We start from the raw sequence: 11,350 nt of genomic DNA on the forward strand, positions 1-11,350 counted from the left end.
ACCCGCGGCAGCTTCCCGAGCGACGAGGCCGCGACCAAGCTGCTGTTCCTGGCGATCCGCAATGCTGGAATCCATTGGAAACGGCCGGTTGAATGTTCCAGGCATCGCAGCAGTGGTCGAGGATGTGGTCGTAGGAGCCGAAGACGCGGTTGGAGAGCCAGTTGTCGCGGAGAAACTGCCAGACGTTCTCGACCGGGTTGAGCTCGGGGGCCTTGGGCGGCAGCGGCAGCAGGGTGATGTTGGCTGGGATAACGAGTTTGTCGGTGATGTGCCAGCCGGCCTGATCGAGCATGATCAGGGCATGGGCTCCAGGATCGACGGCTCGGGCGATCTCATCGAGATGGAGCTGCATGGCTCGGGTGTTGCACTTGGGCAGGACGAGCCCCGCTCCTTTGCCCTTGGCGGGACAGATGGCGCCGAAGATGTAGGCCGACTTGGTGCGCTGGTCGTGCGGCGCGCTGGGCCTCGTTCCGCGCCGTGCCCAGCGCCGCGTGATCTTGTTCTTCTGGCCGACCCGGGCCTCGTCTTGCCACCAGATCTCTATCTCGGTGCCGCCCGGCAGGCGCGCCTGGAGCGTCGCCAACTCCGTGGGGAACTTTTTTTGAAGGCTTCGAGCGCGAACTCGTTCTGGGCATGGTGGCGCGGCCGTGCCGTCAGACGGCGGAAGCCGAGCGCCCGCAGTTCCCGGCCCACCGTGGTCTCGCTCACCACCAGGCCGAACTCGTCGCGGAGCCACAACGCGAGATCCTTCCGACGCCAGCGCACCACGCCGTGGACCGAGGGGATCGGCCCACTCTCGACGATCGCGGCCAACGCCCGGCGATGCGCGTCGGCGAGCCTGGGCTCGGCGCCGGGAGCCGTGCGGTCGAGCAGGCCGTCCGGGCCTTCGGCGTTGAAGCGCAGCACCCAGTCCCGGATCACCTGCAGGCCGACCCCACCCATCGACGCCGCCGTACCCCGGCTGCCGCCGTCGTAGATCACCGCAAGGGCGAGAAGACGACGCGTCTGCTTCGCATCCCGCGACGCCTTCGCCAGACCGCGAAGCGTCGCGCCGTCGTAGTCGGACCGCAGGCCAATCGGCGCTGCCATGGCAAACCTCCTCTCGTTTGCCATGGTGAATCACATCCAGGCCACCGCGGGAACCCCTCATGAGTCCTACTCACAGGCCGCTGGTATAAGGCCTGTTGAGATTCATCTGGAATGGATGACGGCAGCGGCGAGATGGATGAAGGCGGAGAAGCTCTTATCGGTTTTGTCGGCGCGCATGGCGATGCGTTTGAACTCTTTGAGTTTGCAGAAGAAATTCTCGATCAGGTGCCGCCATTTGTACATCTCGGTGTCGATGGGCAGCGGCGTTTTTCGACGCGGGTGCTGGGAGATGACGATCTTGGCCCCGCGTTGGTTGAGGTCGGCGATAATGGCGTTGCTGTCAAAGGCTTTGTCGGCGATCAGGGCGTCGAAGCAGACGCCGTCGATGAGCGGTTCGACGCCGACCGTGTCGAACCGACCGGTCAGCAGGCCAAAGCGCACAAGGTTGCCGAGCGCGTCGCACAGGGCGAGGATCTTGGTCGTCATGCCGCCCTTGGAGCGGCCTATGGCTTGGCTCTGAGTCCCCCTTTTGCGCCCTGGCCGTGGCGGCGGACTTTGACGATGGTGGCGTCGACCATGGCGTATTCCATGTCCGGCTGGTCCGAACAGGCTTCGAAAAGCCGAACGAAAACATCGGCTTTGACCCAGCCGCGATACCGCGTGAAGACGCTGTTCCACTTGCCGAAGAAGGCCGGCAGGTCCCGCCACGGACTTCCGGTCCGAACGATCCAAAGCACGGCTTCGACGAAGAGCCGGTTGTCCTTACCGCTTCGCCCAGGGTCCGTCGACTTGCCCAGGCAATGCGGCTCCATCTTCGCCCACTCGGCGTCCGTCAGCACGAAGCGTTCCATCCGAAGCTTGAATCACGATCAGGCCCGGATGGAAAGCCTGAATATCAACAGACCTTAAACTGGACACCCGTACCCAGTTTGCGGCGAGCAGATCTGGCGGAGCAAATCACTGTAGAGGGCACCCTCTTCCGTACGGGGTCGCGGAGATAAGGGATGCGGCTTCGTCACAATCGCCTCACGAACCTCCCGTGGGGAATAGCCGAAGGCCTGCCGAAAGCTGCGACTAAACTCCGCGGCGCTCGAGAAGCCCAGATCATAGCCGATTTCCTTGACCCGGCGGACTTCGCCCGGATCGGCAAGCCTCGCATGGGCATATGCGAGGCGCCGTCGTTTGATATAACGCTCCACTCCGCCGCAGGGCTCGAACAGTCGATAGACCTGCCGGCGCGAGATGCCAATGATCCGGCAAATCTGGTCCACAGATAGGGAGGGGTCATGAAGATGTTCTTCGACATGCCGTTTCACCCGCTGGATCAAGGCCTCAGCAACCGGGGCCCGCGCTGCGATCAGAGCATCTCGCGTCGGGGCAAGGCAGGCGGCAATCATCGCCTGCGTGGCGGCGATGACATGAGGCGCATCGGCGAGAGTGAACTCCGACATTCGATTGGCGAGGCTATGTATGTGATCCGCTAGAAGGCCAGGGAGCGGACCGGGTATCGATCGGGCATTCAGAGCTTCAGCCAATACCGAAACCTTGCCCATGATCTCCCGCGGGAGAACGACCGCGCTCTCTTCGCAGTCAGTGTACGACGCTTCGTATGGCTGCCCATGATCGTGTATGATGACATTCCCTGATTGAATATTCTGACTCGCGGATACCTTGCCGTATCTGCAAACAAAAAAGCAGAAATGGTCGATCGGATTCCTACGAATCTCCGCAGCCGATCGAACATAGCTGGATGCCGCGATTCGTCTGGTTCCTACTATCATGGATCCCAGAGCGACCAGACGATCCTCTATATCGAAGCCGCTGGCCGGATCTGCCTCAGAAGGAACAATGCGCGCAAACTCGTTGTCGTACGCAAGGACAGCCTCAACTTGCGAAGTCCGTGGCAGACCGCGGGTCGAGTACAATGCTTGCGGTAGATTTTGCACAATCGGTTTGTCTATTGTGACCATACTCGACCTTCTCAGACGTGTATTTTGCGATCGTTTCTCTTCCGTTAAGCCGGCTGTTCGTCGTTGGCCGTCGGCATCAACTTGGCATTCCTTGGCGATGGCAATCTGACCTGCAGGTTGCCGGTCATGGTCGCTGCATTCGTCTCAGTCGGGAGCCCGCCTCAGCAGCGCTGCCGCGGCAGGGATTTGGCGGCGATCTCTCCAACTGGCCGGTTTAGCCTGCCCCCTTCTCCTGGTCCGAGAGGCCTATAGGCAAGCCATGCTCTCTGACGCATGTGTCGAAGGCGGGTCCCCTTCTTGGTGACGGTCTGTATTAAATTTATCTCTAATTTTATAAAATTTGAATGAAGGCCGCAAGAGCGATCAACCTTCCTTGAACGGTTGACGTCGCCATTGCGGTCGCGGCGACCGCCTGGCGGATGCGGGCAAGGTCACGCTCGGTCACGGCCAGCAGGTCGTCGCGCTTGCGCCGGCGCTCAGCCGCCAGCAGCGGGTTGCGGCACAGGATCAGCCGCTCGCCGGGGTGGTCGGGCGAGGCGATCTCGGCGAGGTCGCGGTCGTCGAACAGGGGCAGCTGCAGCGGGCCGCCGTCGGCCAGCGCCCGGATCGCCGGCGCCCTGAGCGTGGTGATCCAGTCGAGTCCGGCCGGCCGGAGATCCTCGCGCTGGTGATCATGCCGCGGTCGCCGACCACCACGACCCGCTCCAAGGATTCCCGGCTTCCCTCGATCCGGAAGCTTCCCCGCGGCCGGCGCCGGCCCGATCCCCTGGCCGATGTTTGGGAAGCCGAGATCGTGCCGATGCTGAAGGCGGCGCCGGGCCTGCGGCCGGTCGCCGTGTTCGAGGAGATGCTGCGGCGCCATCCCGGGCTCGGCCTCGGCGTCCGCCGCACACTGGAGCGCCGGATCCGCGCCTGGCAGGCGCTCCACGGCGCCGAGCAGGAGGTGATCTTCCGCCAGGTCCACGAGCCGGGACGGCTCGGGCTGTCGGATTTCACCGACATGGCCGATCTCGGCGTCACCATCGCCGGCGTCGTGCTCGACCACCGGCTCTACCACTTCCGGCTTGCCTACAGCGGCTTCGAGCACGGCCATGTCATCCTCGGCGGCGAGAGCTTCGTCGCTCTGGCCGAAGGGCTGCAGAACGCGCTGTGGGCGGTCGGCGGCGCGCCGTACGAGCACCGCAGCGACAGCCTGTCGGCGGCGTTCCGCAATCTCGACCGAGGATACGCTGCTGCTGCGCGGCACGCGCGCGTTCGACGATCTGGCGGCCTACCGCCGCTTCGTCGATGAGATCGTCGGCCGCCGCAATGCCCGCCTGGCGAAGCGGATCGATATCGAGCGGGCTGCGCTGCAGGCGCTGCCGCCGCGGCGCACCACCGACCACGAGGAGACAATCGTCAGCGTGACTTCCGCCGGCGGCTTCACGCTGCGCAAGGTGTTCTACACCGTGCCCTCCCGCCTGATCGGCCACCGGCTGCGCGTCCGCCTCTATGACAACCGGCTGGAGCTCTTCATCGGCGGCACGCCGCTGATGACGCTCGCCCGCGGGCGAGCCCAGGCCAAAGGCCAGCGCGGGCACGTCGTCGACTACCGGCACGTCATCCACTCGTTGCGGCGCAAGCCCATGGCGCTGCTCAACCTGGTCTATCGCGACCAGCTCTTCCCACGCCGGGCCTATGCCCGCACCTTCGACGCGCTCCTCGCCCAGGGGGCGGAGCGCGCCGCCTGCCGGACCATGGTCGAGCTGCTCGCGCTCGCCCATGAGCGGGCCTGCGAGGCCGCGCTCGCCCAGATGCTCGACGCCGGCCTGGCCGATGGCCGGCTGCCCGACATGGCCGCCATCCGGGCCCACTTCGCCCCAGATCCGTCCAGCATCCCGACCGTGCGCGTCGACCTCGCCCCGCTTAGCGCCTATGACGAGCTCGGCACCGTCCGGGGCACGGCGGCTCACCCGGGAGCCTCGGCATGAGCGCCACCGATCCGATCGACGCCGGCCGGCTCGGCCTGCTGCTCAACGACCTCAGGCTCCCCGCCATCAAGGTCATGTGGCCCGACTTCGCCGCCCGCGCCGATGCCGAGGGCTGGCCGGCCGCGCGCTTCCTCGCCGCCCTGGCCGAGCACGAGATCGCCGAACGCGCCCGGCGGCGCTTCGAGCGCCATCTCGAGGAGGCCCGCCTGCCGCCCGGCAAGACGCTGGCCACCTTCGACTTCGACGCCGTGCCGATGATCAGCAAGGCTCAGGTCATGGCGCTCGCCGCTGGCGACAGCTGGATCGAGAAGGGCGCCAATCTGGTGCTCTTTGGCCCGCCCGAGTCAGCTTTATGATGCTTATCTCGCTATGTGGTTAGAAAGCCGGGACATTCTGGCCGGGATCGCCGGACGGCGGCCGCCTGAGGCGGCGTGCGGCGGCCGCGGTTCGGACGGCGTCGGCCGCAAGGTCGACGGCGCGGATCACCCAGGGGGCGCCTTTGCAGGCCTGGCTCGCCGGAAGGATCTGCTCCTGGATCAGGCGCCGGACCGTCGCCCCGCTGACCTGCAGGATGCCGGCCGCCTCGTCGAGGGAGACCTCGCCGCGCTTGGTACGCTCGCCGGGGCGATAGGCTTGGATGCCGTGGTGGTTGCGCAGCGAGCAGACGCGGACCCGCGTCCAGCCATGGCCTCGGCCGGTCGTCTTGCCGGCGCGGTTGAGGATGGCGGCGATCGCCGGGTCGGGCATCAGCCGTGCCAGCGCCACCACATCGGCATCCGTCCGCCAGCGATGCTGTCCGGTGCGGTTCCGGCGTACGCGCAGGGGCGTATGGTCGCCGCCCTGCCAGCGGACGACCAGGTCGAGCGCGTCGGCCTCGACCCGCACGACGATCTCGTCGATCAGCGTGCGGAGGATCCGCTTGCGCGTCGCCGGCGTGGCGCCGGGGCTGTGCCAAGCCCGCTCGACGTCAGCCCCAAGGCCGAGCAGATGCTCCCGCTCCGCGGCAGACAAGGTGGCCTGAGGGCGCGCAGCCAGCGCGTCCCGCTCATCCTGCAGCGCCTGGGCGGCGAGGAGGCGGTCGTTCCAGCGCCGCTCCAGCTCGCCCGCGACAAGGCGGTTGTCCGGATCCACGGCATCGTACTGCCGTCGCGCCCGGGCGGCTTCGTAGCGGGCCTGCTCGAGCGCGAGTTCGATCTGGCGCAGCTTCTCGGCATGCTCGACTTGCCGCGCCTCGACGGCCGCGGTCGCGGCCTCGATGCCGAGCGGCTGCAGGCGTGCGATCACCTCGGCGCCGACCGCCTGGTCGATCCGCAGGCCGCCGAACGAGATGCAGCGATCCCCGCCATGATTGAGGTGCCCGCCGCGGCAGTGGTACCGGCCGACATCGCCCTTCGTGCCGCTGTAGGCGACATGCAGCTTGCGGCCGCAATGGCCGCAGCGCAGCAGGCCGGCCAACAAGGCGCCGCCACGCCGCACCGAGCCGCGGCTCATGAAGCTCCGGCCGTTGGCGTTGTCGCTGATCAGGCGTTGATTCCTCTCGAACTCGGCCCAGCCAATGTAGCTCTCATGGTGGTCGAGGATCAAAGCCTCCCACGCGCTCCGGTCCTTGCGGAAGCCGCGCACGACCCGCTTGCGGCCGGCCTCGATGGTCACCCGACTCCCGCTCCGCCCAAAGGCATAGGCGCCGGCGTAGATCGGGTTGGTTAAGATGCGGTGCAGGGTGTTGTAGACCGGCAGCTTCCAGGTGACGCTGCGGCCCTCGGCGCCGGAGGTCACCGCCGGCAGCGGCAGCCGCTCCTGGCGCATCCAGAGGTGCACCTGGCGGACCGTCTGCAGCTCGGCGAACTTCGCGAAGACCAGCGCGATCGCCTCCTGGGCCCGCCGGTCTGGGTCCTTCTCGATGCGGTCGCGCTGCGCCTTCACATAGCCGACAGCGACGTTCAGGAACAGCTCGCCGCGACGCGCCTTCTGCTTCAGGGCCGCCTGCGAGCGCTGCCGGAACAGCGACAGCTCCATCTCGCTCATCGTGCCCTTCATGCCGAGCAGCAGGCGGTCGTTCGGGTGCCGGGGGTCGTAGACACCGTCCTCGTCGACGATCAGCGTGCCGACCAGGGCGCAGAACTCCAGCAGCGTGTGCCAGTCCCGGCCGTTGCGGGCGAGCCGCGAGGCTTCGATCGAGACCACGGCGCCAACCCGGCCCTCGCAGATCGCGGCGAGCAGCCGCTCAAATCCGGGGCGGGCGACACCGGAACCGGAGCGGCCGAGATCGTCGTCGATCACCTCGACGGCGGACCAGCCAAGCGTCCGGGCGCGGTCGGCCAAGCCGTACTGCCGTCGCCGGCTCTCATGATTGTTGAACATCTGGTCGGCCGTCGATTGCCGGATGTAGACGAAGGCCCCGCGCGCCAGATGCTCAGGCGTGATCCGCGTCATCGCCGCCCTCCGCGCCGCAGGGAGCGTTCGCCTCGGATCACCGCCGACCTGGTGCCGGCGTCGACCGTCGCGGCCCGCAAGGAGGCGGACGATCTGCGCCTCGGCTTGCTGCCCGATCCCGTCGCCTGGCTCGCCGAGAAGCGACAGGAGCTGGCCCTCAAGCTGCAGCAGCTGGCGAATCGTGCCCGCGCCGGCAAGCTCACGGGCGTCCGCCTGGCCGACGGCAAGCTGGTGGTCTCGCCGGAGCGCTCGACCGTGCCCAAGGCGGCGGAGGCCGCCAAATGGCTGATCCTCGACCGGATGCCGCTGGTGCGGATCACCGATCTGATCGCCGAGGTCGACGGCTGGACCGGCTTCTCCGAGGCGTTCACCCATCTGCGCACCGGCGACCTGCCGCGCAACATCCAGGCGCTGCATGCGGGCATCCTCGCTGACGCCACCAATCTCGGGCTCAAGGGCATGGCGGACGCCCCTGCCGGCGTCACCGCCCGCCAGATCGGCTGGTGCCGCCAATTCCATGCCCATGACACCGCGTTCAAGACTGGCGTCGCCCGGATCATCAACGCGCAGCCGGCCATCCCTACGCTCGGCTCTGGGGCGACGGCACGACCTCCTCCTCCGACGGCCAGTTCTTCCCTGCCGCAGGCCGGGCCGGCAAGCGCAGCGACGTCAACACTCATTACAGCCACGGTCCGGGCGGCAAGTTCTACACCTGGGTGTCCGACCAGCACGGGCACCATCACATCCTGCCGATCGGCGTGACAGAGAGCGAGGCCGCCTATGTGTTGGACAGAATCTATGGCCACGAATCCCGGCTCGACATCGCCGGGCACTATGTCGACACCGGCGGCGCCACCGACCACATCTTCGCGCTGTTCGCGATACTGGGCCGGCGCCTGGTGCCGCGGTTGCGCGACCTGAAGGACCGGTCTCTGTACACCTTCGCCGACGCCGACGCGCTACTACGCCAGCACATCGGCGGCCGGATCGACGACCAGGCGATCCGCGAGGCCTGGGACGAGGTGCTGCGCATCGCCCTGTCGATCGAGGACCGCGAGGTCGCGCCGTCGGTGGTGCTGAAGAAGCTGGCGGCGTCGCCGAAGACCAACCTGCTGGCCCGGGCGCTGCGGGAGATCGGGCGGATCGAACGCACCCTGTTCATGATCGAATGGTACTCCAGCCCGGCGCTGCGCGCCCGCTGTCGCGCCGGGCTGAACAAGGGCGAGGCCGGGCACAAGCTGACCCGGCGGTGTTCTTCCACGAGCGCGGTGAGATCCGCGACGCCTCCTTCGAGACTCAGGCGTTCCGAGCCTCAGCCCTCAACCTGGTGGTTAGCGCCATCATCCTGTGGAATACCGTCTGCCTGTCGCGGGTCGTCGATCAGCTGCGTGCCGAGGGCCACGGCCTGCCGGATGAGATCCTGCGCCATGTCTCGCCGCAGATCTGGGAGCACATCAACCTCATCGGCACCTACGACTGGAGCCAGCACGACCTGCCGTCCCCCGGCTCCTTCCGAGCCCTGCGCGGGCCGACATCCAGACCGGAAAGCCGAGCGGCAGTCTGATCCGGCGGCCGCCCTGTTGCCAGCCCGTTCTCAGTGTCTGACCCGAAAAGAGTTGAGTGATATCAGCCAGTTGTGATTCGGTCGTGGTTGCGAGCTACGACGAAGCACAAGATGGTCTGGACTGATATCACCCGGCCGCAGTATCGGCGGAAGGGGCTGCGGTATTCAAGCGACACGGCGGATGAGGAATGGCGGCTGATCTCGCCGCATCTGCCGCCGCCACGCCGGCTGGGCCGGCCCCGGACCACCGATCTTCGGGCGGTGGTGAATGCGCTGTTCTACATCGCGTCGAGCGGTTGTCAGTGGCGGCTGCTGCCCGACAGCTACCCGCCCTATACGACGGTGCAGCGCTTCTTCTACAGCTGGTGCGACGACGGCATCTGGCAGCGGATCAATCACGAGCTGGTCATGCTGTCGCGCGAGGCCTCCGGCCGCGCGGCCAGCCCCTCGGCCGGGGTGATCGACAGCCAGTCGGTCAAGACCGCCGAGGCGGGCGGACCGCGCGGCTTCGATGCCGGCAAGAAGGTGAAGGGCCGCAAGCGCCATATCGTCACCGATACCGCCGGACATCTCCTCGGGCTCGATGTCCACCCGGCCGATCGTCAGGACCGGGACGGGGCTATGGCCGTGCTGACCTCGATCTGGATGCTGTATCCCTGGCTGCGCCACCTGTTCGCCGACGGCGCCTATGCCGGCGACAAGCTGGCGACTGCGCTCGCCGGATTGGGACAATGGACCATCGAGATCGTCAAACGGTCGAATACCGCCCGGGGCTTCGTCCTGCTGCCCCGGCGCTGGGTCGTCGAGCGAACCTTCGCCTGGCTCGGCCGGTGCCGAAGGCTCGCCAAGGACTTCGAGGCTTCCGTCGCCAGCGCAGAGGCCTGGATCTGGATCGCCAACGTCCGGCTCCTCTCCAAACGACTCGCCAGACACCGCTCCGCTTTATGAGTCAGTCTCTTAGACCAGCCAGGCGCACATGGTGGTCATCGATTCGCGTCGAGGAATTTCTGTCAAGCGCGAGCTCTTCTGCCTCAATTTAGGATAATTTGTCCATAAAATCTTTTCCTTTGTTTTCTTTTTCTGCATATAATCGGAATCATATTTCAGATACCCGATCGAAAAAAACTGGATTTTAAGTGTCTCCGATTCGTCGTTGAGATACTCCGAATCAAGTGATCAGAATTTCGGGCTTCCCTTTCACTTGGAGGACAGACCATGGCAAATTTCACAGGCACTGAAGGTGCAGATATTGTTCCATCACTGCTTTTGGGCCCCGTCCAGGGGCTCGGTGACGACACGATCAACGGCCTGGGTGGCGACGACCTGATCGCCGGCTATTCCGGCAACGACGTCATCAGCGGCGGCACCGGCGCCGACGTGATCATCGGCGGCATCCTCAATGTCGTCGGCGGCATCGGCGACATCCAGCTCTCCGGCGTCGACACGGCTGATTACTCGACGTCCGCCGCCCGCGTGGCCGTCCTCATGTATGAAACCGGCAACCTCGACATCGATATCCTGGGCATCAATCTGGGCCTGACGGGCGTCTCCACCGGCCAAGGTGGCGATGCCGAAGGCGACAGCCTGATCGGCATCACCAATCTCACCGGATCGGCCTTCAACGATTACCTGGGCGGCAACAACAACGAGAACACCCTCGTCGGCGGCGCCGGCAATGATGGCCTGGCCGGCGCCGCGGGAGCCGACGTCCTGGACGGCGGCGCCGGGACGGACATGGCAGACTATCTGATCTCGAACGCTGCGGTGAATGTCAATCTGGCTGCAGGCACCGCCAGCGGCGGCCACGCCGCGGGCGACACCCTGACCAGCATCGAAAACCTGCGCGGATCCGCCTTCAATGATACTTTGACCGGCGATGCTGGCTCCAATCGCCTGTCCGGTGTGGACGGCGTCGATACGCTCGACGGCGGTGCCGGTAACGACCAACTGATCGGTGGCGCTGGAGCCGACGTTCTGATCGGCGGAGACGGCTTCGACTCCGCCCTGTACGACAACGCCGCTGCCGGCGTGACCGCCAGCCTGGCCGACGCCGCAGGCAATACCGGCGACGCCGCCGGTGACACCTATAGCGGCATCGAGCATCTCTTCGGCAGCGCCTTCAACGACGTTTTGACCGGGGATGCCGCCGCCAACTACTTGATTGGCCTGGGCGGCGACGACACCCTCACCGGTGGGGTCGGTGCAGACCGCCTTGTCGGTGGCGCCGGCGCGGACACCTTCGTCTTCTCTGCCGTCGCCGACTCCCGGGCCAAGGTGGCGTTCGACCTGATTACCGATTTCTCCCAGACCGATGGCGACCACAT

General features: G+C 66.2%; 7 protein-coding genes and 2 pseudogenes. 5 read left to right on the plus strand and 4 right to left on the minus strand.

Annotation, left to right across the window (positions count from 1 at the left end; all coding sequences use genetic code 11):
* From ACFW16_RS35365 to ACFW16_RS35375, 3 genes are all read right to left on the minus strand, one after another.
* Positions 1–1,089, minus strand: a protein-coding gene (locus tag ACFW16_RS35365) for an IS630 family transposase (RefSeq protein ID WP_380313801.1) whose coding sequence is annotated in 2 segments (ribosomal slippage) — positions 1–585 and positions 585–1,089 — 1,090 coding nt annotated over the 2 segments. Because the reading frame shifts where the segments join, the coding sequence is not laid out codon by codon here. This gene is flagged as partial in the annotation.
* A 102-nt stretch (positions 1,090–1,191) separates the two neighbouring features.
* Positions 1,192–1,940 (minus strand): IS5 family transposase gene (locus ACFW16_RS35370; protein WP_380313802.1). Its coding sequence is split into 2 segments (ribosomal slippage): positions 1,192–1,610 and positions 1,610–1,940, totalling 750 coding nucleotides; the frame shifts between segments, so codons are not numbered across the junction.
* Between the two features lie 54 nt (positions 1,941–1,994).
* Positions 1,995–3,059 carry a helix-turn-helix domain-containing protein gene (locus ACFW16_RS35375; RefSeq protein WP_380313803.1) on the minus strand — a complete coding sequence of 355 codons (1,065 nt, stop codon included), beginning with the start codon at positions 3,057–3,059 and terminating at the stop codon, positions 1,995–1,997.
* Between the two features lie 673 nt (positions 3,060–3,732).
* Here ACFW16_RS35375 and ACFW16_RS35380 point away from each other — a divergent pair.
* Positions 3,733–5,029, plus strand: a pseudogene (locus ACFW16_RS35380) (IS21 family transposase).
* Positions 5,026–5,385 carry an ATP-binding protein gene (locus tag ACFW16_RS35385; RefSeq protein WP_380313804.1) on the plus strand — a complete coding sequence of 120 codons (360 nt, stop codon included), beginning with the start codon at positions 5,026–5,028 and terminating at the stop codon, positions 5,383–5,385. Before ACFW16_RS35380 ends, ACFW16_RS35385 begins: the two are co-directional and overlap by 4 nt.
* 19 nt (positions 5,386–5,404) lie before the next feature.
* Here the strand turns inward: ACFW16_RS35385 and ACFW16_RS35390 are convergent, their stop codons facing one another.
* Positions 5,405–7,462, minus strand: a complete 2,058-nt coding sequence (locus ACFW16_RS35390) for a recombinase family protein (protein ID WP_380313805.1) — start codon at positions 7,460–7,462, stop codon at positions 5,405–5,407.
* A gap of 300 nt (positions 7,463–7,762) precedes the next feature.
* On the opposite strand from ACFW16_RS35390, the pseudogene ACFW16_RS35395 reads away from it, so the two are divergent.
* The 3 genes and pseudogenes from ACFW16_RS35395 to ACFW16_RS35405 all read left to right on the plus strand — a co-directional run.
* Positions 7,763–9,026: pseudogene (locus ACFW16_RS35395) on the plus strand (transposase).
* Between the two features lie 111 nt (positions 9,027–9,137).
* Positions 9,138–9,974: an IS5 family transposase gene (locus ACFW16_RS35400; RefSeq protein ID WP_380313806.1), complete on the plus strand. Its 837-nt coding sequence runs from the start codon at positions 9,138–9,140 to the stop codon at positions 9,972–9,974.
* A gap of 267 nt (positions 9,975–10,241) precedes the next feature.
* The coding region (locus ACFW16_RS35405) for a calcium-binding protein (RefSeq protein ID WP_380313807.1) at positions 10,242–11,350 on the plus strand (1,109 nt) is incomplete at its 3' end.

It is taken from the genome of Inquilinus sp. NPDC058860 (assembly GCF_042743185.1).
In the GTDB taxonomy this organism is placed as follows: Bacteria; Pseudomonadota; Alphaproteobacteria; order DSM-16000; family Inquilinaceae; genus Inquilinus.